General features: G+C 38.9%; 24 protein-coding genes and 2 tRNA genes. 3 read left to right on the top strand and 23 right to left on the bottom strand.

Going from position 1 to position 25214, the window contains the following annotated elements; translation table 11 throughout:
• Positions 1–125 precede the first annotated feature (125 nt).
• The 7 genes from spoVID to hemA form a co-directional block, all read right to left on the bottom strand.
• Positions 126–1190 (bottom strand): stage VI sporulation protein D, encoded by a 1065-nt coding sequence (gene spoVID / locus MN204_RS10135; RefSeq protein ID WP_249870961.1) that lies wholly within the window; start codon positions 1188–1190, stop codon positions 126–128.
• A 303-nt stretch (positions 1191–1493) separates the two neighbouring features.
• Positions 1494–2786 carry a glutamate-1-semialdehyde 2,1-aminomutase gene (gene hemL, locus MN204_RS10130; RefSeq protein WP_249870960.1) on the bottom strand — a complete coding sequence of 431 codons (1293 nt, stop codon included), beginning with the start codon at positions 2784–2786 and terminating at the stop codon, positions 1494–1496.
• 14 nt (positions 2787–2800) lie between these two features.
• On the bottom strand, positions 2801–3787 hold the full coding sequence (gene hemB, locus MN204_RS10125; RefSeq protein WP_368858662.1) for a porphobilinogen synthase: 987 nt from the start codon (positions 3785–3787) through the stop codon (positions 2801–2803).
• A gap of 1 nt (position 3788) precedes the next feature.
• Positions 3789–4550, bottom strand: a complete 762-nt coding sequence (locus tag MN204_RS10120) for a uroporphyrinogen-III synthase (RefSeq protein WP_249870959.1) — start codon at positions 4548–4550, stop codon at positions 3789–3791.
• A complete protein-coding gene (hemC, locus tag MN204_RS10115) occupies positions 4550–5479 on the bottom strand; it encodes a hydroxymethylbilane synthase (protein WP_249870958.1) in 930 nt (309 codons plus the stop codon). The genes MN204_RS10120 and hemC overlap by 1 nt, the downstream gene beginning before the upstream one ends.
• A gap of 11 nt (positions 5480–5490) precedes the next feature.
• The gene (locus tag MN204_RS10110) at positions 5491–6309 is read right to left on the bottom strand and encodes a cytochrome C assembly family protein (protein ID WP_249870957.1); all 819 of its coding nucleotides are present in this window, start codon (positions 6307–6309) and stop codon (positions 5491–5493) included.
• 18 nt (positions 6310–6327) lie between these two features.
• Entirely contained in the window at positions 6328–7701 is a 1374-nt protein-coding gene (hemA, locus tag MN204_RS10105; protein ID WP_249870956.1) for a glutamyl-tRNA reductase, read from the bottom strand.
• 215 nt (positions 7702–7916) lie between these two features.
• On the opposite strand from hemA, the gene MN204_RS10100 reads away from it, so the two are divergent.
• On the top strand, positions 7917–8396 hold the full coding sequence (locus tag MN204_RS10100) for a LiaI-LiaF-like domain-containing protein (RefSeq protein WP_249870955.1): 480 nt from the start codon (positions 7917–7919) through the stop codon (positions 8394–8396).
• A gap of 28 nt (positions 8397–8424) precedes the next feature.
• Here MN204_RS10100 and yihA read toward each other — a convergent pair whose 3' ends face one another.
• The 10 genes from yihA to rph all read right to left on the bottom strand — a co-directional run bounded on the left by yihA (position 8425) and on the right by rph (position 18104).
• On the bottom strand, positions 8425–9012 hold the full coding sequence (yihA, locus tag MN204_RS10095) for a ribosome biogenesis GTP-binding protein YihA/YsxC (protein ID WP_249870954.1): 588 nt from the start codon (positions 9010–9012) through the stop codon (positions 8425–8427).
• A 1-nt stretch (position 9013) separates the two neighbouring features.
• Positions 9014–11329 (bottom strand): endopeptidase La, encoded by a 2316-nt coding sequence (lon, locus tag MN204_RS10090; protein WP_249870953.1) that lies wholly within the window; start codon positions 11327–11329, stop codon positions 9014–9016.
• Positions 11330–11644: 315 nt separating this feature from the next.
• On the bottom strand, positions 11645–12922 hold the full coding sequence (clpX, locus tag MN204_RS10085) for an ATP-dependent protease ATP-binding subunit ClpX (protein WP_249870952.1): 1278 nt from the start codon (positions 12920–12922) through the stop codon (positions 11645–11647).
• A 310-nt stretch (positions 12923–13232) separates the two neighbouring features.
• On the bottom strand, positions 13233–14522 hold the full coding sequence (gene tig / locus MN204_RS10080) for a trigger factor (protein WP_249870951.1): 1290 nt from the start codon (positions 14520–14522) through the stop codon (positions 13233–13235).
• A gap of 137 nt (positions 14523–14659) precedes the next feature.
• Positions 14660–15640, bottom strand: a complete 981-nt coding sequence (locus tag MN204_RS10075) for a tetratricopeptide repeat protein (protein WP_249870950.1) — start codon at positions 15638–15640, stop codon at positions 14660–14662.
• A 188-nt stretch (positions 15641–15828) separates the two neighbouring features.
• Positions 15829–15902: transfer RNA gene (locus MN204_RS10070), tRNA-Arg, on the bottom strand.
• A gap of 10 nt (positions 15903–15912) precedes the next feature.
• A tRNA-Gly gene (locus tag MN204_RS10065) sits at positions 15913–15986 on the bottom strand.
• 220 nt (positions 15987–16206) lie between these two features.
• The gene (locus MN204_RS10060) at positions 16207–16716 is read right to left on the bottom strand and encodes a metallophosphoesterase (RefSeq protein WP_249871115.1); all 510 of its coding nucleotides are present in this window, start codon (positions 16714–16716) and stop codon (positions 16207–16209) included.
• Between the two features lie 24 nt (positions 16717–16740).
• The gene (locus MN204_RS10055; protein ID WP_249870949.1) at positions 16741–17334 is read right to left on the bottom strand and encodes an XTP/dITP diphosphatase; all 594 of its coding nucleotides are present in this window, start codon (positions 17332–17334) and stop codon (positions 16741–16743) included.
• Between the two features lie 23 nt (positions 17335–17357).
• Positions 17358–18104, bottom strand: a complete 747-nt coding sequence (rph, locus tag MN204_RS10050; RefSeq protein ID WP_249870948.1) for a ribonuclease PH — start codon at positions 18102–18104, stop codon at positions 17358–17360.
• Positions 18105–18531: 427 nt separating this feature from the next.
• Here rph and MN204_RS10045 point away from each other — a divergent pair, with 427 nt between their 5' ends.
• Entirely contained in the window at positions 18532–18711 is a 180-nt protein-coding gene (locus tag MN204_RS10045) for a hypothetical protein (RefSeq protein ID WP_249870947.1), read from the top strand.
• Between the two features lie 91 nt (positions 18712–18802).
• Here MN204_RS10045 and MN204_RS10040 read toward each other — a convergent pair whose 3' ends face one another.
• The 3 genes from MN204_RS10040 to MN204_RS10030 form a co-directional block, all read right to left on the bottom strand.
• Entirely contained in the window at positions 18803–19861 is a 1059-nt protein-coding gene (locus tag MN204_RS10040; protein ID WP_249870946.1) for a GerMN domain-containing protein, read from the bottom strand.
• A 91-nt stretch (positions 19862–19952) separates the two neighbouring features.
• A complete protein-coding gene (gene racE, locus MN204_RS10035; RefSeq protein WP_249870945.1) occupies positions 19953–20777 on the bottom strand; it encodes a glutamate racemase in 825 nt (274 codons plus the stop codon).
• 21 nt (positions 20778–20798) lie between these two features.
• Positions 20799–21215, bottom strand: a complete 417-nt coding sequence (locus MN204_RS10030) for a MarR family winged helix-turn-helix transcriptional regulator (RefSeq protein ID WP_438804702.1) — start codon at positions 21213–21215, stop codon at positions 20799–20801.
• Positions 21216–21570: 355 nt separating this feature from the next.
• Here MN204_RS10030 and MN204_RS10025 point away from each other — a divergent pair, with 355 nt between their 5' ends.
• Positions 21571–21795, top strand: a complete 225-nt coding sequence (locus MN204_RS10025; RefSeq protein ID WP_010651078.1) for a helix-turn-helix domain-containing protein — start codon at positions 21571–21573, stop codon at positions 21793–21795.
• Between the two features lie 130 nt (positions 21796–21925).
• Here MN204_RS10025 and MN204_RS10020 read toward each other — a convergent pair whose 3' ends face one another.
• The 3 genes from MN204_RS10020 to sdhA all read right to left on the bottom strand — a co-directional run bounded on the left by MN204_RS10020 (position 21926) and on the right by sdhA (position 25190).
• Positions 21926–22369, bottom strand: coding sequence for an acyl-CoA thioesterase (locus MN204_RS10020; RefSeq protein WP_249870943.1), 444 nt, complete (start codon positions 22367–22369; stop codon positions 21926–21928).
• A gap of 288 nt (positions 22370–22657) precedes the next feature.
• Positions 22658–23422 carry a succinate dehydrogenase iron-sulfur subunit gene (gene sdhB / locus MN204_RS10015; protein ID WP_249870942.1) on the bottom strand — a complete coding sequence of 255 codons (765 nt, stop codon included), beginning with the start codon at positions 23420–23422 and terminating at the stop codon, positions 22658–22660.
• A gap of 16 nt (positions 23423–23438) precedes the next feature.
• The gene (sdhA, locus tag MN204_RS10010; protein WP_249870941.1) at positions 23439–25190 is read right to left on the bottom strand and encodes a succinate dehydrogenase flavoprotein subunit; all 1752 of its coding nucleotides are present in this window, start codon (positions 25188–25190) and stop codon (positions 23439–23441) included.
• Positions 25191–25214 lie beyond the last annotated feature (24 nt).

The raw sequence follows: 25214 nt of genomic DNA, 5'->3' as shown, positions 1-25214 counted from the left end.
TTGGTTGTCACCAAGCCTTTCGGTGACAGCCTTAGTTGCACTTATGCAGATAGAAAAGTTTTATACTTTCCTTTCTGCTAAAATGATATACCCCCTGAATATGAATAAACAAGGGGCAGATCCTTTTAATCGCTTACTGGTATATAAAGCAGCTGGCCTTCATGTACTTCGAAATCAGTGTCTAAATCGTTATGTTTAATCAATTGAAGCGGGCTAATGGAGAAACGTTGTGCAATACTTTCAATGGTATCTTCTCCCTGAACAATACAAAGTCTCATCTTTGTGAAGCTTTCTTCTTCCGTGCTCCTGAAGATATCAGACAAGTAAGTAGCGTCCTCAACAATTTGCTGTTCGACATTCTGATCATCCTCTGTCATAGCAACTTCCAAATCAGTTTCCGAATCAGTATCTATTGTCTCTTCCTGTACTTCTACAGTAATATCTTCACTTGCTGTAACATCTTCACTCTTTTCCTCAGGCAACTGATTAAAGAACTCCGATAATGTTTGAGACTTATATTTCCACCTATCCGGATTATCTTCCTCGGTTGGGATTTCCATAGTTTCCTGCTCAATTACCTCATCAGAAGGTTCCGTTTCCATGAAGGTGGACTCTTCTTTATTATCAGCTGCTTCTTCTTCGATTGGTTTCCTAATTTCAAATTCAAAAACATCTTCTTCATCATCCACAAACTCATCCAGTATTTCCTCTGTTTCCTCTTCCTTGTCTTCACGTGGTTTTTCAGCCTCACTATTAATTCCATGGATTTCAATGGAGGCATACATCTTTAATTGACTTGGTTCGGGTAATTCATAATCAAATGATTCAATATTCACTGTAACCTCATTTAAATCAGAAACCCGGTAAGGAGGTACGGAAATTTCCACTGGGAACCGATGGGAGAAAACAGTCACACGATCCTCATCAACAACTTTTTCTACGTAACGTTTCGCCTGGAAATCCTCGAAATCAAGTACATCATCTTCGCTTCCTTCAGAAGAGTCAGTGACAACCTTTTCATACTCCCCACGCAATTCAATAATTCCTTTGATTGAAATATACTCATCATATGACTGAATCGATATTTCTGGTTCTAAAGCTATTCCTCTCATTTCCGCAACTTCCTGTCCCCTTTCAAAAAATAAGGACTCCTGTAATTCAAAGGTAAATGCCTTGGAATCGCCTGTCAAAAAACCTCCTCCTTTCAACATATATCCATATGCCGATATGTCTTTATAATCTATATGAATCGCAACTTATGTATATGCATGAAAAAAGCTATTCCTTCTCTGAAAGTCAGCAAATGACATATCAATGTTAGAATAGCTTTTTTCCTGTATTCGTTTTTAAGTAGTCGGCTTCGCTTTTAATTCGGCCAGCTGCGCCTCCTAGAAACTACTGTCATAAGCAGTTCACGCTTCGTGCAGGAAAGTTCACCTGCACTTGGTCTCTTGCTTATGCATCCGTTTCTGAACAGTCGGCTTCGCTTTAAATCATCCCATCTCGATTTTGGAGAATGCTGTGCGTATAGCCTGGATGGTTTTTGCGATGTCTTCGTCGGTATGGGCTGTTGATAAGAACAGTCCTTCAAATTGTGATGGTGGCAAGAATACACCTTCTTGCATCATAATCCGGTAATACTGTGCGAAATAATCAAGGTTTGATGTCTGTGCGCTTTCAAAGTCTACTACTTCTTCATCCGTGAAGAAAACCCCTACCATCGATCCAGCACGGTTAATATGCAAAGGAATGTGATAGTCAGCTGCAGCCGTTCTGAATCCATCTACAAGGTGGTCAACCTTTTCACTAATTGCTACGTAAGATTCTTCCGTCAAAGCAGAAAGTGTTTCATAGCCAGCAGTCATTGCAAGTGGATTTCCCGATAACGTTCCAGCTTGATAAATTGGTCCTGATGGTGCAATCTGCTCCATAATTTCGCGTTTTCCACCGTAAGCCCCAACTGGCAACCCTCCACCGATTACTTTTCCTAAACAAGTTAAATCCGGTGTTACATCGTAATGGCCTTGTGCACAATGATAACCTACACGAAAACCTGTCATTACTTCATCGAAAACAAGCAATGTTCCATGTTCTTCCGTAATTTGTCTTAACTCTTTGAGAAAACCATTTTTGGGTGGTACAACACCCATATTCCCGCAGACTGGCTCCATAATTACGGCAGCAATATCATTACCAAAGTTCTCGAATGCCACCTTTACACTTTCCATATCGTTATATGGTACGGTAATCGTGTTACTTGCGATTGATTTGGGAACTCCTGGGCTATCCGGCAGTCCTAGCGTAGCAACACCAGAACCCGCCTTAATCAATAGCGAATCACCATGCCCATGATAGCTTCCTTCGAATTTTAAAATAAGGTCCTTCCCTGTATAGCCCCTTGCCAATCGAATTGCACTCATCGTTGCTTCCGTACCCGAATTGACCATTCTGACCATTTCGATGGAAGGAACTCTGTCAATAACTAGCTGTGCAAGTTTATTTTCCAATAGAGTGGGCGCACCGAAGCTCGTCCCTTTTTCCACAACTTCTTTCAGTTTTCCGACTACATGATCATCTGCATGGCCTAAAATTAACGGTCCCCAGCTCAAAACATAGTCAATATATTCGTTTCCATCGATATCATAAATTTTAGATCCTTTCCCAGATTCCATAAAAACTGGAGACATTCCAACAGATTTAAATGCCCGAACAGGTGAGTTAACCCCGCCTGGCATTAAATCAACTGCCTCTTTATAGGCATCGATAGAATTATTAAAGTTTCTCACTATACTAGCACCCCTCATTCGTTTTCTTTCAGCCATTTTGCAACATCTTTAGCAAAGTAAGAGATAATTAAATCCGCACCTGCACGTTTCATCGATGTAAGTTTTTCTAGAACCAAAGCTTTTTCATCAATCCAGCCATTTTGTGCCGCAGCTTTCACCATGGAATATTCGCCACTTACATTATATGCAACAACCGGAAGATTAAAATTGTCCCTGACTTCACGAAGGACATCAAGATAAGACAGAGCTGGTTTTACAATGAGAAAGTCTGCTCCTTCTGCAACATCGGATTCCGCTTCTCTCAGTGCTTCTAGACGATTTGCTGGATCCATTTGATAAGTTTTCCGGTCACCAAACTGTGGTGTACTGTCTGCCGCATCACGAAAAGGACCATAAAATGCAGATGCATATTTTACAGCATAGGACATGATTGGAATATTGGAATAACCCGCTTCATCGAGTGCCTCACGAATCACGGACACAAAGCCATCCATCATATTCGACGGTGCAATGATATCTGCTCCTGCCGCTGCTTGGGAAACGGCTGTTTTTGCAAGTAGTTCGAGCGACTCATCATTATCCACATCATGGTTATGAATAACGCCACAGTGGCCGTGTGATGTGTACTCACAAAGACAAGTATCCGCAACTACCAGTAAATCAGGGAATTCTTTTTTCACTAAGCGGGTTGCTTCCTGGATTATCCCATTATCTGAAAAAGCTTCGGAACCAATTTCATCTTTATCGGAGATGACACCAAAGAAAATAACCGATTTTATTCCAAGTTCATATACTTCCCTAACTTCGTCGAGTAAAAGATCAAGGGAAAGTTGATAAACTCCCGGCATGGATGGAACTTCATTTTTTACATTTTCCCCTTCAATGACAAACATTGGAAAAATAAAATCTTCCGTTCGCAAATGGGTTTCACGTACCAAGGAACGCATGAATGCAGATGAACGTAATCGACGATGACGTTTAAACGTGTTTAACTGGGACACACTATCCTTCCTTTCTATTTATGTAATTACTTATTGCTTGTAGCATCGAGTCTGTCGTAAATTCCTGGGGCGTAATCAGTGATTTGAAACCGAATTCTAAAGCCCTCTGTTCTGTTGTAGTACCAATACAGACATAATGCTTTTCCGGTATGACTTCAGCCATTTCAACAAAGGCCTCCACTGTGGAAGGACTTGTAAAAGTAATGAAATCAATCTCGTTTTTTTTCAGCAGCTCATTAAGCTGATCTTTTGCATCATAATTAAAACTTGTTTCGTATACTTCTAATACATCAAACGAAAGTTCATGCTTTGAAAATTCAGTTGGGAGAACATCTCTTGAACGATTTCCGCGAATCAGCAAGACGGGCCCTTCATCTTTGAAATCTTTGAGGAATTCCGCAGCCATCACATCAGCATTATAGATGCTTGGTATAAACGATGGAACATATCCATAATCCTTCAGTGCCTGTTCGGTTTTATGACCGACAGCTGCAAATTTGATATCCTGCAGATTTTCTAAATGATATTTTTCCATAAGCTGGATGAAACAATCCACACCGTTTGAACTTGTAAAGAAAATCCACTTGTACCTATGGAGATTGTGAAGTATCTGTGAATTTTCTGCTTCCTCTTTACATGAAATTCTGAGCAGAGGCACCTCTATGGGGATACCACCAAGGGCAATTACCTTATCCGAAAGGGCCTTCGCCTGCTTAGCTCCCCTTGTTATAAGAATCTTACTTTCATGTAATGAAGGCTCCATTACTTGTCTAACTCCTCTTTTACCTGATCCACAATTTCTTTGGCGCCTTGTCTTATCAAAGCATTCGCTGCTTCTTTTCCAACAGAGGTCGGGTCGGTTCCACGGACAACTTCTTTTAGGATTGTTTTCCCATCAGGTGTACCAACCAATGCCGTTAAAACAACATTATCTTCATCTAAATATGCATATCCGCCGATTGGAACCTGGCATCCTCCCTCTAGCAAATGCAGGAAGGTTCTTTCTGCAGTCACTGTTTTCGTTGTATGATCGTCATTGATCTTTTGCAGCATCTCATGAACTTCCACATCATCCTCACGGCTCTCAATCGCCAAGGCACCCTGTCCGACAGCGGGTACACATATTTCAGGATCCAAATATTCGGTAATCAATCCTTCGCTCAATCCGACACGTTTAAGTCCGGAAACAGCAAGTATAATTGCATCATAATCTTCTTCCTGTAACTTACGAATACGCGTCTCAATATTCCCGCGAATCCATTTAATATGAACATCCGGTCGTTCTGCAAGAATTTGTGCTGCACGGCGCAGGCTGCTTGTACCAACCGTCGATCCTTCCGGCAAATCTTTAAGTTTCACATTATTTTTTGCGATATATGCATCACGATGATCTTCCCTTACCGGAATGGAAGAAATCGTAAGTCCTTCAGGCATTGCTGAAGGCATATCCTTCATACTATGTACTGCAAAATCAATTTCTTTATCATACATGGCCTGCTCAATCTCTTTCACAAAAAGACCTTTACCGCCTACTTTTGAAAGCGTAACGTCCAGGATACGATCCCCTTTTGTAACAATTTTCTTTATTTCAAATTCATTTTTGACACCGGCTTCTTTCAACTGATTGATGACCCATTTCGTCTGGGTAAGTGCCAAATTACTTTGTCTTGTTCCTACTACAATCTTACGCATAGTTAGTCCTCCTAAAAGTGGAAATTCGATAATGAACTGAATAACAAGAAATTAATCAGTAAAAGTAAAAATGCAACGATATTATAGGTTGCTAGCGATTTGCCCTCGTACCCAGTAATAATCCGTAAAATCAAATAACCAATGTATACGATTAACACAACCATCGAACCGATTGTTTTTAAATCCAACCAATAGAAAACAGATGTGGACACATAGGCCCATACAAATCCGAATATGATTGCTATTAATAACAATGGTACCCCTATGGACACAGCTTTAAAACTATAACTGTCCAATACTCCAAGATCTCCAAGTTTCCACATCCATTTTAACCCTTTTTTCTTTTTTAAGAAACGATATTGAATTAAATACATGATGGAAAATAGAAATGCAATTGTAAAAAAACCATAGGATATGATTGCGAGCGTAATATGTGCTATCAGAATTTCATGCACAAATTGGATTGCCTCACCGGGAAATCGATTTGCTGCGCTTGCCGCAATATAAAATAATAAAACAAAGAACCCAAATACATTTATAAAAAGCACAATAAAGCGGACAGGGAAAAGCCTATTGATGACCATTGAAAACGTGATCAGAACCCATGAGTACATTAGTAGACTATCCACCATGGTGGAAACAGGAAAGCTTCTCTCCACGACTACCTCATAAAAGAATAATAGGGTTTGAATAATCCAAACCATACTAAGCAACCAGAAAGCAATACGGTTTGCCTTCCGGTTGTTATGAATAAAATCTATAAAATAACCGACTAAACTGAATCCATATATAATAAGAATGATTTCATAGAGCCACTTCATTTCAATCATACTATTATCCTTTCTTGATTAGACAGTCGTAAATTTTTCAATCAATGGAAAGGATGATTTATCATTTTTTGCTAAAGTCTTCATTGTCTCATTTTTTTTCGCCTGTTTTTCAAATTCGGCTTTTACTTCTTCTTCAATGCCAAATATATCGATAAAAAGCTGTAATGATTCATCTGCCTTTTCATTACCAGCGAGTTCCTTAGCCTGTGTAACCGGCTCTTTCAACAACTGGTTAATGATACTTTTAGTATGCTTGCTGATAACTTTTTTCTCTCGCTCCGTCATATCAGGCATCTTTCTTTCAATACTTTTCATCGTTTCAGCCTGTATGTTCAGTGCTTTTTGGCGGAGTGCCGAAATAACGGGGACTACCCCTAACGTTTTCATCCATTCCTTAAATAATACAATTTCTTCTTCCATCATCAACTCAATTTGTTGTGCTGCTGTTTTTCTTGTCTCCAAATTATCGTCAACGATATTTTTTAAGTTATCAATATCATATAGGAATACATTATCCAAATTGCTGATTTCCGGGTCGATATCTCTAGGAACGGCAATGTCGACAAGAAATAGTGCTTTTCCTTTACGCTTTTTTTGGACAGGTTCAAGCATTTCCTTCGTCAGTACAACTGAATCGGCTCCGGTAGAACTAATCAGTATATCTGCCTTTTGGATGACATCCATTAAATTGTCCATGCTTTCAGCGTTGGCATCAAATTTCTCTGCCAATTCATTAGCTTTTTTCATCGTACGGTTAATAACAGTAATTTCTGTTGCACCTGATCCCTGCAAATTTTTGGCAGCGAGTTCGCCCATTTTCCCTGCTCCAAGAATAGCCACGTGCTTATTCTGCAAATCACCAAAAATTTTCTTCGCTAATTCAACCGCGGCATAGCTTATGGAAACAGCATGTTCACCAATGGCTGTTTCTTTGTGGGCACGCTTTCCAAAAGTAATGGCCTGTTTAAATAATTCATTAAAAATTGTACCGGTCGTCTTCATTTCCTGAGATGTCAAGAACGCCTGTTTTACCTGACCAAGGATCTGTGTTTCCCCTAAAACCATTGAATCAAGTCCTGTAGATACTCTGAAAAGATGTTCCATTGCACCGTCATCTTCGGTAATGCGCAGATAAGAAGAAAACTCTTCTTTGTCAATTTTAAACCAATCAGCCAAAAATTGTTTAATATAATAACGGCCGGTGTGCAATTGATCAACCACAGCATAGACTTCTGTACGATTGCATGTTGAAACAATCACATTTTCCAGAATGCTTTTCTGTCTCTTTAGTTCTGCCATCGCTTCATGAAGCGAGTTCTCTGAAAATGTGAGCTTCTCCCTTACTTCTACAGGGGCTGTCTTATAATTGAAACCAACTTTTAAGATATGCACTGTTCTACCCCCAACGAATATATGTTCATTATAATTTCTATCGTTAATTGCTTATCTCTTAGTATAACATGTATTACTAGAGCCTTTTTCTCAAATTGTGAACAGAATCTGAAACAATATGTTAGTATAGAATTATAATAATCAACTGTGTGTACTTTATCATAAACAACTAGACATATCAAGAAATCAACATGTATTCGGAGGGAATATCCCACGTGAAAAAGCAGAATTCTTTACTAGCATATTTATTAATTGGTATTGGTATCTATTTTCTTTTGAGAGAACTTAAAATACCTATATTGACCGATTTTTATTCCTGGCAAACACTACTCATTATTATTGGTCTTGCACTTCTTATACATAGTTACACATCCAAAAACTACCAGAACTTATTCGGCGGTACCATTGTGCTCGGCTTGGGAATTCATTTGCATGGTGTACAGTACTATACATTCTGGATCGATCATTGGGCAGTATTTTTATTGATTATTGGACTTGCATTTATTGTCCGTTATGCTAAAACAAAAAAAGGGTTGTTACCAGGTCTTTTGCTCATAGGATTGGCAATTCTAATGATTTTTTCTATCAATCTACCAGGCTACTTTAATTGGATATACGATATTATTGAATTCCTGGAAAGATTTTGGCCAATCGCAATGATTGTTATCGGTATCTACTTATTGAAAAAGAAATAATAGAAAAGCTCTCCAGCTGGAGAGCTTTTTAACTTTTCAGGAACTTAGTGATCACAGACCACGATTCCTCCTTACCATCTCCCGTTTCAGATGAGAAAGGTATCACAATGTCTTCAGGACCTACCTGAAATGTTTCCTTTGTACGCTTTATGTGCTGGAACCTTTTATTTTTAGGAATCTTATCTAACTTTGTACCGACAATAACGATTGGAAGTTCTTGGTACTTCAAGAATTGATACATCTGTAAATCATCCTTGGTCGGTTCGTGACGAAGGTCCGTAATAAGCAATACAGCTTTTAACGTTTCCCTTGTCTGGAAATACTCCTCCATCATGACTCCCCATTTTTCCCGTTCCTTTTTTGAGACTTTGGCATATCCATACCCTGGAACATCAACGAAGTAGAAACCGTCATTGATTTTGTAAAAATTTAATGTTTGTGTTTTCCCTGGTTTTGATGATGTACGTGCCAAGTTTTTGCGGTTGATCAGTTTATTTATAAAGGATGATTTACCAACATTGGAACGACCTGCCAGTGCAATCTCGGGCAACATGTCACCCGGATATTGTTTTTGACTAACGGCACTGATAACGATTTCGGCGTTTGTTACTTTCATTTTACTCCTCCACTAATGCGTGCTCGAGAACTTGATCAAGATGATTTACGGTTATAAATGTCAGTTCATTTCGCACACTTTCTGGTATATTTTCTATATCTTTTTCATTCTCTTCCGGGACAATCAGTGTCGTTAAGCCGGCTCGATGTGCGCTTAATGATTTTTCTTTTAATCCGCCAATCGGTAATACGCGTCCCCTAAGTGTAATCTCGCCTGTCATTCCAACTTCCTTCTTAATCGCTCTTCCAGTTAACGAAGAAACTAGTGCAGTGGCAATTGTAATACCGGCTGATGGGCCATCTTTAGGTGTGGCACCAGCAGGAACATGAATATGAATATCGTATTTCTCATGAAAATCAGGCTCAATGCTAAACTCTTTCGTACGGGAACGGACGTAACTGAATGCAGCTTGAGCGGATTCCTGCATCACATCGCCAAGTTTCCCCGTAAGCGTCAGTTTTCCTTTACCCGGATAGTGACTGACTTCGATTGAAAGGATATCTCCACCCGCAGAGGTGTAAGCCAAACCTGTTGCAGTTCCTACCTGATTTTCCTGCTCCATAAGACCATAACTGTATACAGGCTTACCAAGTAGATCTTCCAGACTCTTTTCCGTTACAATCACTTTATCTTTTTCTTTTGAAATGATAATTTTAGCAACTTTACGGCATAATTTAGCTAATTGCCTTTCGAGACCACGTACCCCTGCTTCCCGAGTATATGTTCGGATCAGTTTCAGGATGGCACCTTCCCTAATCTGCATATTACCTTTTTTCAGTCCGTTTTCTTTCAACTGTTTTGGGAAAAGATGCTTTTTTGCTATATGAAGCTTTTCCACCTCGGTATAGCCAGCAATCGAAATAAGTTCCATGCGATCCAATAACGGTCCAGGGATACTGTTTACATTATTTGCAGTTGCAATAAAAAGCACATTGGATAAGTCATAGTTTTCTTCGATAAAATGATCGCTGAATGTACTGTTCTGTTCTGGATCTAATACTTCAAGCATTGCTGCAGAAGGGTCTCCCCGAAAATCATTTGACATTTTATCAATTTCATCAAGAAGGAAAACTGGATTTATTGTACCTGCTTTTTTCATACCTTGGACAATTCTGCCTGGCATCGCACCTATATACGTTCTTCGGTGTCCTCTGATTTCTGCTTCATCCCTGACACCACCAAGTGAAATACGAACAAAATTACGGTCGATTGAACGCGATATTGATTTAGCAAGTGAGGTTTTCCCTACACCCGGTGGTCCAACGAGGCATAAAATTGGCCCTTTAATCGTCTTCGTCAGTTTTTGAACGGCCAAGTATTCTAAAATACGTTCTTTTACTTTTTCCAGACCATAATGATCTTCATTCAATATCTTTTCAGCATATTTGATCTCAATCGTATCCTGCGTCTTTTTCGTCCATGGCAATACTATCAGCCAATCCAGATAATTCCGGATGACAGAACTCTCCGCAGATGTTTGCGGAACTTTTTCATATCTGCCCAGCTCTTTTAGAGCCACTTCCATAATATGTTCCGGCATATCAGATTTTTCTATTTTCTCTCGCAGTTCATCAACTTCACTTGACTTGCCATCCCTTTCACCTAGTTCTTTTTGAATGGCTTTTAACTGCTCACGAAGGTAATACTCCTTTTGGGTTTTCTCCATCGATGTCTTCACACGTTGGCCGATTTTCTTCTCCAAATCGAGAACCTTTTTCTCATTTGAAATTATTTTGAGCAGGAGTTTTATTCGTTCTGTAACATTCGATAGTTCCAATATTTCTTGCTTATCTTTTACTTTAAGTGTCAGATGGGAAGCGATTATGTCAGCCAATCTGCTCGGCTCATCTATATCCTCCACCGTTTCATATGTTTCCTGGGTTATTTTTCTGGATAATTTTATGTATTGTCTAAATTGTTCGAGCAGGGACCTCACTAGAGCTTCTTCTTCATGCTTTTCGCCATGGTCATCTGCAAGCACTGTAATTTCAATCATAAATTCATCTTCTGAATCGATATAGCGCTGAATCTCACCTCTTTGTAACCCTTCGACAAGTACCCGGATAGTCCCATTTGGCAATTTAAGCATTTGTTTTACCGTCGCCAATGTTCCTACATTGTATATGTCATTTGGTTCAGGATCGTCCAGACTGACTTTTTTCTGTGCTGCCAGAAATATCTTTTGATCATCCATCATTGCTTTTTCAAGTGCTGCAATGGATTTATCTCTGCCTACATCCAAGTGAAGAACCATTGATGGAAAGACCAACAGTCCACGCAAAGGGAGGAGGGGGATTTGGATTGTCTCTTTACTCATTTTTGTACCTCCAGTTTGTACGTTATAATTAGAAAACTTGGCAACTATCTAGGCCTTTCGGTGACAGCCTTCGTTGCACGTATGCAGGTTTGTACGTTTGTACGTTTGTACATTCCTATCTGCATGTAATATTAAATTATGTATCCCTTAAGTTTAATAAAAAAATAACCATTTGTAAATCCATTTATTACCTGTTGCTTCCTTTTTATCTCCGTTAGTATTACCATTATCCGTTTTTAATAAACAAAAAAGAGACTGACCGCAGGCAGTTCTTAGGAAAAGAAAAAATGCCCCCGGTCAGTCTCACACTTTTATTTATGCACTTTCTTTAGGAAGTTTTTTGTTTCCCTTTTTGACAGTTCCATCATGGAAGATCAATTTAGGACTGCCGTCTTCCTCGATTACCGTTTCTTTTGTTATGACACATTTTTCAACATCTTCTCTGGACGGGAGATCAAACATAACATCTAGTATGATGCCTTCAATGATAGAACGAAGTCCACGGGCACCTGTTTTACGCTCGATTGCTTTTTTGGCAATTTCAGTTAATGCATCTTCTTCAAATTCCAGCTCAACATTATCCATTTCAAATAATTTCTGATATTGTTTTACCAGTGCGTTTTTCGGCTTAGTTAGAATTTGAATCAAAGCATCTTCATCCAATGGTGTCAGACTGCCGATAACCGGAATACGTCCGATGAATTCAGGAATGAGTCCATAACGCAACAGATCTTCTGGCAATACTTTGGAAAGTAATTGACCCATATCAAGATCATCCTGTTTTTCACTTGATCCAAAACCAATCACCTTTTTACCAAGACGTCGCTTTATAACCTGATCAATTCCGTCAAATGCACCACCGACGATAAATAGAATATTTGTCGTATCAATTTGGATGAATTCTTGGTGTGGATGTTTACGGCCTCCCTGTGGTGGGACACTTGCAACTGTTCCTTCAAGAATTTTGAGTAATGCCTGTTGTACTCCTTCTCCAGATACATCACGTGTGATGGAAGGGTTTTCTGACTTACGGGCAACTTTATCAATTTCGTCTATATAGATAATTCCTTTTTCGGCTTTTTCTACATCATAATCTGCAGACTGAATCAGTTTAAGTAGAATATTTTCTACGTCTTCTCCGACATAACCAGCTTCAGTTAATGAGGTTGCATCCGCCATTGCAAATGGGACATTAATAATACGTGCCAATGTTTGGGCAAGAAGTGTTTTACCGCTTCCTGTTGGTCCAATCATAGCAATATTACTTTTAGAAATTTCTACATCATCAGTGCTTTTTGTTGTGTTGATGCGTTTATAATGATTATATACCGCTACTGCCAAATTCTTTTTGGCTTTTTCCTGCCCAATAACGTAATCATCAAGAATATTGCAGATTTCCTTTGGCTTTGGAATCTCGTTCATTTCCATTTCTTCTTCCGTACCAAGCTCTTCTTCAACGATTTCTGTGCAAAGTTCAATACATTCATCACATATATAAACGCCTGGTCCGGCGACTAACTTACGAACTTGTTCTTGACTCTTTCCACAAAATGAACATTTCAGCTGGCCTTTTTCTTCATTAAACTTAAACATTACATCTCACCCCTAAACATGCTGAATTTTATATCAGCTTTCAACTTATATATCATCATATCAGATACGTTTTAAAAAACAAAACAATATACCTTTAGCTATGGTGATCAAATTGAACGCTTCTTTAAAATTGGTTGTTGTTTCCATTATGGATAAATATATAAAAATGTCAACTTTTAAGTTTCGGAGACATCTTATACTTACTATATGAAAGCATAGGCAAATTAATTGCATGATATATTTTAAAAATGCAAAACAAGGTGCGACAAATATCGCACCTTGTAGTCTCTCATCGTTAAATGAAAATTATTTATTGAACAGTTTTGCTGTTCTCAGCCAAGAAATCAATGGCTGTTCTCATTTTAAGATCGTTTTTAATTGTTTCTGTACTTCCACCAAGCATCTGAACTAGCTGCTCTACTTCAGCACCATACATAGTTGCCATTTTTTCAAGCTCTGCATTAACGTCCTCTTCTGATGCTTCAAGGTTTTCCGCTTCGACAATAGCCTCTAAAGTAAGATTTGTCTTAACACGTTTTGCTGCATCTTCACGCATTTGCTCTTTCATAGCATCTTCATCTTGACCTGAGAATTGGGAATACATTTCCATAGTCATTCCTTGCATTTGCAATTGTTGTTCAAATTCACGTACCATTTGATCCAACTCTGTATCGACCATTGCATCTGGAATTTCTACTTGTGTATTTTCAGAAGCTTTCTGAATTAATGCTTCACGTTTCTCGTTTTCTGCATTTTGTTTTCTTTGAGACTCAAGCTCTTCTTTTTTCTTTTTCTTCAAGTCTTCAAGTGACTCAACTTCTTCATCCACATCTTTAGCGAATTCATCATCTAGTTCAGGAAGTTCCTTTGATTTTAATTCATGAATTTTAACTTTGAATACAGCTTTTTTGCCAGCTAAATCTTCAGCATGATAATCTTCAGGGAAAGTAACTTCGATTTCAGTATCTTCTCCTGCTTGTTTACCGATTAATTGCTCTTCAAAGCCAGGGATGAATTGTCCTGAACCGACTTCCAAGGAATGATTTTCTCCTTTTCCGCCTTCGAAAGCTTCGCCATCAAGGAATCCTTCGAAATCGATGACTGCAGTGTCACCATTTTCAACTTTTCCTTCTTCTTTCACAACAAGCTCTGCATGTTTCTCACGAAGTTGTTCGATTTCATTCGTTACATCTTCATCCGTGACTTCTACGGATTTTTCTTCAACTTCTAATCCTTTATATTCGCCAAGTGTTACTTCCGGTTTCACTTCAACAGTTGCAGTGAAAACAAGATCTTTTCCTTTTTCAATTTGCTCAATGTCCACTTCTGGTTGGGCAATTGGGAAAATATTTGTTTCTTCAATTGCTTTTGAATAGGCTGCAGGCAGAACGATATCCACTGCATCCTGGTAAAGAGATTCGACACCGAAACGCTTTTCAAATAACCCACGTGGAATTTTACCTTTACGGAATCCAGGAATTTGTACATCCTTGGATACTTTTTTGAATGCCTGATCCAATGCTTGACCAAACTCTTCTGCTGATACTTCGAACGTTAATACACCTTTATTGCCTTCTTGCTTTTCCCATTTTGCTGTCATAAAAAAATTCCCTCCAAAATCTATTCTGTCGATTCATTTTTTAACGTATCATGTGTAAATGATTTATAATCGAATTTGCAACCATCTCATTATAACATAATTTATAAGTGTTTCAAGCATTTACTGCCATTATAAGCCTATTCTTCGATGATGCTCAAGTATAGAGAGTCACACATTTTTATTTCTTTCATAAAGTGCCCAATCTTAGTACTTATCTCTTCAATCTCTTTCCTTTGTATATGTAAATACTGATTACCTAAATTTTTAATCGCTTCTGCTATATCCTTCACATCTTGGCTTAAAGGCATGAATGGATACATTACGTAAATGTATCGGTATAATAGTTGTTCACAAAGCTGAAATAATGTTGGATTATCCTGTTCTACATCTTGCAAAAACAAGCTAATCTGCTTATACAGCTCATTTGCTTTAATATTCGGAATCTCCGTTGGTTTGACGTTCATTATTATGCTGAATTTATGTATTTCTACTTCATCCGATAGGCCTGCATCCTTCATCCAGGCAAGGAGAGCAGTTTTGATTACCGGATGCACATATTCACTCGTCAATAAAGACAAGACGTGGTTGCTCGGATATGCTTTCATGCTCCTAAGTTCTTCAATAATACGCCATTGATTAATATGATTATCCTGGTTTACTGCAGTGAATAGCTCTTCAATTACGGAATCATAATTATCTATTGCAAAGTCCAGTTTCATTTTTTGACTCATATCATAGAGTTGTTTAAATTGCTCATGTAAAGGATCCGGAACTTTATTATTCTCAAACTCGTATTCCACCTGTTCCATCAATAGGCTGTATTGGCTTGTCTGAAACAGGATGGTCAAATAAATATGTACATAATGATAATAATTTTCATTTTTATGTTGAATTAGCTCTTCACATAGATCCTGCGCCTCTTCATGTCTCCCCAACTCCATCAAACAAATAAGTTTGCCGATAACTATTTCATGGCTGTTCTCTTGATAGCTTAGTAGTTGGTTTAATTTCCCAAGTGCTTCTTCATATCTTTTTTCCTGAAGTGCTTTTAGGCTTTCTTCTTCAAGCGCTTTCTTTAATCTTGGAAAAAGTATGATATTATCTGACTTCGAATTCATTTATTCACCTCTTTCCCTCGTATTATTGTATAAAAAAGCTTTAGTATGTATGAATTCCCGAATATGCAGAAAATAAACATTGTTTGTTTGAGCATGTCTAGAAAAAATGTGTTCGCTCTTTATACTTCGAGGTTGATGATTAAGAAAAGAGAAACCTAGTATATTCGCTTAGGTTTCTCTTCGTTAGACGTCCCAGGCAGGATTCGAACCTGCGACCCACAGCTTAGAAGGCTGTTGCTCTATCCAGCTGAGCTACTGGGACATATGATGTTTGGAGCGGGTGAAGGGAATCGAACCCTCATCATCAGCTTGGAAGGCTGAGGTTTTACCACTAAACTACACCCGCATCTTTATGTATAAAAATAGAATTCTTTTAGACCGTTCGACGCTGCTCAGATAAGAGCTTTCAACAACTATGTACATGCTTATGTAAAGTAGGTTTGTCCAAAATTAGCGGACAAGGCTTATTATAGGCAGTATACGATTATTTGTCAACACCCAAATTAATAAAATTTTTAGATACTATCAGGAACCACCTGGGTATGGTTCCTGATAAACTGTTAGGACTATAACGATGCATGACAAGTAAGATTCTCAACTATTTCACCATCTACAGTATAAAAGGTTACCGTTATAGAATCTGGATGCTCCCATTCCATAATCGCGTACGTTTTCTCCGTGCGATTTCTTGGTGATCGTATACTTCCAGGGTTGATGAAGAGTTGCTTATCCACCTGCTCTGCTCCAGCAATATGCGTGTGTCCAAAGCATATGACATGTGCTTTTTCTTCTTTAGCACGATAGGACAAGCCCATTAAATCCATTTTCACATTATGGAGGTGCCCGTGTGTCATGTAAAACGTTAACCCATCAATTTCGATTGTTTGATCGTTCGGATATCTGGCATCAAAATCGCAGTTTCCTGCCACCTTATAAAAACCGTCCATTTCCGGTGCGTCGAGATCTAACTCAGAGTCGCCACAATGAATCATCGATTTTATTTGATGACGTTCTTTTATGACGGCAACTTCATCTGTTAATCCATGATTATCACTCATAATCAGCACTTTCGACATTTTTTTCACCCCACATTCTCCCGTTTATAAACTATGTATCCATTTTTCCAGCTGCGTAATCGCGTTTTTTCGATGACTTATCTGATTTTTAATCTCCGCTGGCAGCTCAGCCATGGTCACCTCATAACCATCGGGCGTAAAGATTGGATCATATCCAAAGCCATTCTCGCCTTTTTCTAAATTGCTGATGGTCCCTTCACAGAAACCTGTCCGGAAAATAGTGTTTTCTCCAGGAATTGCAACTGCCAATACACAAATAAATCTTGCAGTCCTTTCAGACACAGGTACTTCCTGCATTTCTTCGAGTACTTTACGAATGTTGGCCTGATCATTTTTAGGTTCCCCGGCATATCGTGCTGAAAACAGACCTGGCCGACCATCCAGAGCATCGATCATTAAACCTGAATCGTCCGCAAGTACCGGCGTTTTTAAAAGGTTTGCGATTTGTTCCGCTTTTAATGCAGCATTCTCTTCAAATGTTGAACCTGTTTCTTCCACATCAGGGATTTCCTGTTCCAAATCCAATAATGAGATTGCCTCGATATCGTGTTTAGAGAAGAATTCCTTAAATTCCTTTGCTTTCCCTTTGTTTTTTGTAGCGATTATGATTTGTTTCATGTACACTTCTCCTATTTCGTTAATTAATTCGTTTCTCCAATACGATCTGAAAGTTCACCAATGATTTCTTTTTGCTTTTCAATTATTTCCTGCAATCCTTCATCAGCAAGTTTCAACATATTCTGCAGCTGGTTATGCGAGAATGTTGCTTCCTCACCTGTGCCCTGTATTTCAACAAATTCCCCAGAACCGGTCATTACAATATTCATATCGACAAGAGCCTGGAAATCTTCTTCATAATTTAAATCAAGTATTTCTGTACCGTTTGGCAATACGCCGACAGAAATGGCAGCCAGATAATCTTTTACAGGCATTTTAGCAATTGATTTACTTTCCAGCAACTTTCCAAATGCTAATACTACCGCAACAAAAGCACCTGTAATGGAGGCAGTTCTTGTCCCCCCATCCGCCTGGATGACATCGCAGTCCACCCATACGGTTTTTTCTCCGATTTTGTCCAAATCAACGACTGATCGCAGTGCACGACCAATTAATCGTTGAATTTCCATTGTTCTTCCACTTACTTTACCTTTGGAGGACTCTCTAATGTTTCGTTGTGCTGTAGCACGTGGCAACATTGCATATTCTGCTGTAATCCAACCTTTCCCCTGTCCGCGCATGAATGGTGGAACCCGATCCTCTATGCTAGCATTGCAAATTACTTTTGTATTGCCAACTTCTATTAATACGGATCCTTCCGGGTGATTAATATAATCTGTTGTCATGGTTATAGGTCTTAAGTTGTTAACTTCTCGTTGGTCGTTTCTCATAAAAATTTCCTCCTCATCGTACAATCAATAGCTTATCATATTTTATTCAAAAGAAACACGCCGATACATTTAATTTAGCTCTTTAAGTAAGTTTCGCAGCTTTTCAATCTTCGTAGTTGATATAAAGTGCGACGTAACAACTATGTTAGATCTAAAGCACTGATAATGGAAATTAGGTTCTCCGGCAACCGCAGCCCGTATACACTTGCGGTTCACGGGCGGCTGGTGTGGGGCTTTTTTCATCAAAAAGAATTATTCAGCAAGAAATATCAATGCTTTGGGATAACTTTCTGTAAACCAATAATTTAAAAAAAGGAAAAAATCCTTCCGTAAACTGCTTAGTGCTATAGCATGGATAGTAAATGACAGCAATCTTCTAACCAGCTCCGGGAAATATACGGAGACTTCTGCGGGAGCAGAGGCATCGGTGAGACAGCGCAGCGCTTTAGCGCAAGTTGGCTCACCAGCCGCCCGCGAAAAGCGTAGTATATTTCCCAGAGCGATGGCCGAAGCTGCTTATCTTAAGTCGCAGTTTACAGATTTTGCGTCCGTATTAATCGATGGGACGAGGAAGTGCAGGGGCAATATTTTTGAAAAACTCCATTAATTTTTGGGCTTGATAGTGGTCGGGTTGAGAAATGCAGAAATATTCTACTATATAAATAGCTAAAAAAAATAGGCTGATGACTCAGCCTATTTTATAATTTTTCAGTTGGAATAAATGTTTCCGTCGTTACTGGTTCCGTATATGCTTCGCCATTTTCATTTACTAACTGATTTACATTTTCAACTTTGACATTTACTGCGTCTATGTTTCGTTGTTGGGTCAATGTACGTACGATCGTTTCCATCACCTCATCTGATATGACGGCTTGATCGGTATCCTTCAAGATTCCTTCATTGAACACAATCTCCAATACTCCAGCATCCAGGACAGGTTCACTTGCCAGCAGCGTCTCCGGATTGAATACGTGAACGACATTGGTGTTAAATCCAGGTCCATCAATCAGAGCCTGCAGAATAGAACCGAATTCATTATCCCTATCAAATTCAATGTATTGTGTCACTGGAACATAATATCGATTTTCACCATGTTCAGCAGGGTAATACATCGTTACAGCTCTGCTATCCAGTAAATCCAATGTATCTGTATCGACAATATTGATGCCATTGGCGCGCGAGTATCCATCATGGATTGGTGTACCGTTAACAGGCATTTCATCCAGAGGGTGCCCGTTAACTCTAATCTTAATTTTGTTGACATTTTCAAATTGAGTCAGTGTATGGGTCATCGCTTCCAAAATTTTCAGCTCATCTATTGCCTCATAGTTTTCAAAATCCTCGGAAACGTCCACTATCATCGTCCCATCTTCCTGCAGATTCAATCCAAGCACTTCTGTCCCCTCCGGTAATACTGCCTGGAATCCATTAGGTAATAGTTGAGTGACTGGCCCTCCTTTAACGAGATACTCCAATACTTGTGCAGCTACCTCGTTCGCATTTGGGGCCGGCAATTCAAGAGTCTGCTGAGCAACCATTCCATTTGAATCGATTAAAAACAATTGTCTTGGAACCGTCTCTGCTACCACTGCTTCCGAATCATTATTAACCTCTTCCGATATATTCTCCAAATTATCCACTGCTTCAGCATTTTGAGGTGGATCAATTTCTTCTAATGATTGTTCTCCCTGAAAACAGCCTGATAGGATTACCGAAATACAGATCGTTCCAGTCAAAAGCATTCCTCGCTTATGCATGTCATTACCCCCTACGATGGTTTGTACTACTATATATACGAGCCAGATGAAAAAATAGACCATCCACAGCAAAAAAATAAGGTTCCCTTTTTTAGGAAACCTGTGATTTACTTATATTCGCTTTTTTTATTGTCAGCATTTGAAAATTCGCTTCTTTAAATATACTTTTAGATATTTCTATAAAAATCTCCAAATCACCTGTTGCAAAGAACTGATGAACTGGAATTAATTCATCGTCGTTCAATAGTTGCTGCGCATCCAATATTGTACTTATTTCCCTGGCAGTTTCTTCACTTGAAGATATAATGGTAACATGATCACCGATCACTTCCTGGATCGTATCCTTAAGAAGCGGATAATGTGTGCAACCCAATATTAACGTATCCATTTCTTTATCTTTCTTTAAAGGACCCAATGAACTATTCACTACTTCTCTTGCCTGATTCCCAGACAGGATGCCCTTCTCAACCATTGGAACGAACGAAGGACATGCAAGTGCATTTACATGAATATTCGTTTTGATTTTCTTCAAGGCATAGGTATACGCGCCACTCCTGATTGTTCCTTCAGTACCTATAATACCAACTTGATTATTTTTCGTGAATTTGATTGCTGCTCTTGCACCAGGTTGTATAACACCGATAACAGGAATATCCAATTTATCCATCAGGTCTTCGAGTGTAAAAGCAGTAGCTGTATTACAAGCAATGACAAGCATTTTAATATTTTTTGTTAATAAAAAATCTACCATTTCCCATGTGAATTTTTGTACTTCCTCTTTTGTTCGGGGTCCATACGGGCATCTGGCAGTATCTCCCAAGTAAATTAGTTGCTCTTTTGGTAATTGTCTCATCAATTCATGAACTACTGTTAACCCCCCGACTCCCGAATCGATTACACCGATTGCTCTAACCAAAATTCTGTCTCCTCTTTGTTGTTATTTTTCATTTACGGATTTCATTTCCTCATAGAGGAAATCAAGCAGATAATTCAACGAATTCTTTTCTTCCTCGCTAAATTTTTCAAGCACTTCCCCAAGGTATTCCTGACGCTTTTTGATTACCTCACGAATTATTTTCTTCCCTTTATTCAGTAAATGAATTCTGACTACCCTTCTATCGTTTGTATCACGAATTCTTTCCACTAGCTCATTTTTTTCCATTCGGTCTACCAAATCCGTTGTTGTACTGAAAGCGAGACTGATCTTATTGGACAATTCCCCGATTGTCAAATCCCCTTCTTCGAGAAGCCACTGTAATGCAACAAATTGCGGTGATGTAATTGGATAGTTATTTAAAATTTTCCGGCCATTTTGCTTAATAATTCCGGAAATATAACGAAGTCTTTTTTCCATTGTTTTGACGGTCTCTACTGTTGCATCTTTTTCCAACGTGTTACCTCCTACAGTTATCATTAACGAATAGTTTAACATATACGAGTGAATTCATTGTACATTTAAGGTATTATGCACTCCATATTATATTCAAAATTTCTAGTTTTGCCTACAAGTGGAAAAGAGGATGTGAATCTGGTTTCCTATATAAACCTAATAGTAAACCAAATTTTTTAAATTGGAAACTGTTCGACTGTAAAAATGCTCTATATTCCAATTAAATGTGCGCACTATTTTCTAAAACATTTCATAAGCTATATTGACTAAATAATTTCCCTTCATACTGCAGCTCTATAGAGCAAGGAGGGGGTAACATTTGAAGGACAACGAGTATAAACCGAAGCAATTATTGACCAAACGCGAAAAAGAAGTGTTTGAACTATTAGTGCAGGATAAGACAACAAAAGAAATAGCACAAGAACTGTTTATTTCCGAAAAAACTGTCCGGAACCATATTTCAAATGCTATGCAAAAACTGGGAGTCAAGGGGCGGTCACAAGCCGTAGTTGAGCTACTTCGCATGGGGGAATTAAAGCTCTAATAAAACCGACTTCCCTTAACAGGGGGTCGGTTTTAATTGTCTTTTCAGGTAGGAACGGATACATTTATCACCTGCAGATGTAACAAAGGTTGGCACCGATTGGCATCGTAACAACCACGTTTTCTGTAAATTAATTTTCCACGAGAAGCCTTTTCTTTTCCTCTGACAATGGCTGGGGACGACCTGTCTGTGGGTTGATATATACCATTCTGCCACGACCGGTAAATGCAATTTCATCATTTTCTTTAACCCCCATATAATGAAGGTCAAACGAGGAGTTTCCAACAGAATCTGTCTTCACATATAATTTTAATTTTTCATTAAAGTAGATTTGCTGTAAATAATCGCATTGGAGATCTCCTACGATAACAGCTCCATCTTTACTTACCATATCTGTCATTAGTCCTGTATGCTGGATATAGTCAATACGTGCTTCTTCAAAATAAATAAATGGAGATACATTATTAACATGGCCGTACATATCTGTTTCAGAAAATCGAACTTTTACAGGAATATAAAATTTGAATTCTGAACGCCACTGCTCCATATTTTCTATGTAATTTACCTTTCGCAATTACCTTTCCTCCTTTTTTCATCTTCGTATAAAAATTGGTTTGTATTTTCGAGAAATTACCGCCCGCTGCTCATCCGTATTGGTGAATCTACAAATGTTATTTCAGCTATTGTATGAATATTAAATGATAAATTTTCTTACTAGCTCGGGAAAATACACAGAGACTCCTACAGGAAGAAAGGCATCCGTGAGCCAGTAATTACAGTACTAATCTTCTAGAAAACAGCCTTTTACAAGAATGACCCTAACCTATAAAGGTAAGGGTCATTCTATCTATTAATCTTATAATTATAGAGTACTGTCACTACCAAAGAAGTTTTTGAATGCCTGAATATTTGTCGCACGGTTCATTGCCGCAATAGAAGTTGTCAATGGAATTCCCTTTGGACAAACTTGAACACAGTTCTGTGAATTTCCACATCCATCAATTCCGCCATCTTCCATCAAACCATTCAAACGATCACTTGCATTCATTTCACCAGTTGGATGCGCATTGAACAGACGCGCTTGTGAAATTGCTGCAGGTCCAATGAAGTTTGATTTATCGTTAACATTTGGACAAGCTTCCAAACATACACCACATGTCATACATTTAGATAGTTCATAAGCCCATTGACGTTTTTTCTCAGGCATACGAGGTCCAGGTCCCAAATCATGCGTACCATCAATTGGAATCCATGCTTTTACTTGTTTCAACGCATCAAACATGCGCTCACGGTCTACAATTAGATCACGTACTACCGGAAATGTTGACATTGGTTCAAGACGAATTGGCTGCTCCAACTGATCTACCAAAGCTGCACAGGATTGTCTGGCAGTTCCATTGATCACCATGGAGCACGCTCCACAAACTTCTTCCAGACAGTTCATATCCCACATTACCGGAGTTGTTTTTTCTCCTTTTACATTAACAGGATTTTGTCTGATTTCCATAAGACCGGATATAACGTTCATATTTTGTCGGTAAGGAATTTCAAACGTTTCCTCATAAGGAGCAGAATCCGGGCCGTCTTGTCTAGTTATAATAAAGGTAACTTTACTTTGTTCAGCCATTTTTAGTTACTCCCCCTTAGTGTTTTGTTGTGTAATCACGTTTACGCGGTGGAATCAACGATACATCAATTTCCTCATAACTGAATACAGGAGATTTTGCCGCTGCATCGAATTCCGCAATCGTTGTTTTCAACCAATCTTCGTCATTACGTTCCGGGAATTCCGGTTTGTAATGAGCCCCACGGCTTTCATTACGATTATACGCTCCAATCGTAATTACCCTTGCCAAATGAAGCATGTTTTTAAGCTGACGTGTGAACATAACTCCCTGGTTACTCCAACGTGACGTATCATTAATATTGATATTATCCCAACGGTCGAGAAGCTCTTTGATTTTTTCATCCGTTTTTAGAAGTTTTGCATTTTCACGGACAACGGTAACGTTATCTGTCATCCATTCTCCAAGCTCCCTATGAATCTGGTAGGCATTCTCGGTACCTTCCATGTTCATTAATTGCTCAAAACTATTTTTTTCTTCTTTTTCCAATGATTCGAATAGCTCTTCACTAAGGTCTTCTGCATGAACATCAAGACCATCAATATACTCGATAGCTTTCGGTCCAGCGACCATACCACCGTAAATTGCAGATAGCAATGAGTTGGCTCCAAGACGGTTGCCACCATGCTGTGAATAATCACATTCTCCAGCCGCGAAAATCCCTGGAATGCTAGTCATCTGTCTGTCATCAACCCATAGTCCACCCATGGAATAATGAACAGCAGGGAATATTTTCATCGGAACTTTGCGTGGGTCTTCCCCAACAAATTTTTCATAGATTTCAATGATTCCACCAAGTTTGATATCAAGTTCCTTAGGATCTTTATGGGAAAGGTCAAGATAGACCATATTTTCACCATTAATACCAAGTTTTTGGTTGACACATACATCAAAGATTTCACGTGTTGCAATATCACGCGGCACCAAGTTACCGTATGCAGGATATTTTTCCTCCAGGAAGTACCATGGTTCACCGTCTTTGTATGTCCATATACGTCCGCCTTCCCCACGAGCAGATTCACTCATGAGACGCAGTTTATCGTCACCAGGAATAGCTGTTGGATGAATTTGGATAAATTCACCATTTGCATACTTAGCACCTTGCTGATAAAGGATACTTGCAGCAGAACCCGTATTGATCATCGAGTTTGTTGATTTTCCGAATATGATTCCTGGTCCACCAGTAGCAAAGATGGTTGCATCAGAACGAAACGCTTTAATTTCATGTGTTTTAATATCTTGGGCAACAATTCCTCTACCAACACCATTTTCATCAATTACTGCCTGCAGGAATTCCCAACCTTCATATTTCGTAACGAGGCCTTCCACTTCAAAACGACGTACTTGTTCATCAAGTGCATATAATAACTGCTGACCCGTTGTTGCCCCTGCATATGCTGTACGGTGCATCTGTGTACCACCAAAACGACGGAAGTCCAGTAACCCTTCCGGCGTACGGTTGAACATAACACCCATACGATCAAACATATGTATAATACCTGGAGCTGCATCACACATAGCTTTTACTTGTGGCTGGTTAGCCAGGAAGTCCCCACCATACACTGTATCATCAAAGTGGAGCCAAGGAGAATCTCCTTCCCCTTTTGTATTTACCGCTCCATTAATACCACCTTGAGCACATACAGAGTGAGAGCGTTTAACAGGAACGATAGAAAATAGATCTACTTTAACGCCTGCTTCGGCTGCTTTTATAGCTGCCATTAACCCAGCTAATCCTCCACCGACAACAGCGACTTTACGATTATTCATTTTGCTTTACTCACTCCTTCTCTT

It is taken from the genome of Oceanobacillus saliphilus (assembly GCF_023522835.1).
Classification (GTDB): Bacteria; Bacillota; Bacilli; order Bacillales; family Amphibacillaceae; genus Oceanobacillus; species Oceanobacillus saliphilus.
Note: the sequence above shows the minus strand (reverse complement) of the source record. Positions and strands in the feature narration are given on the sequence as shown.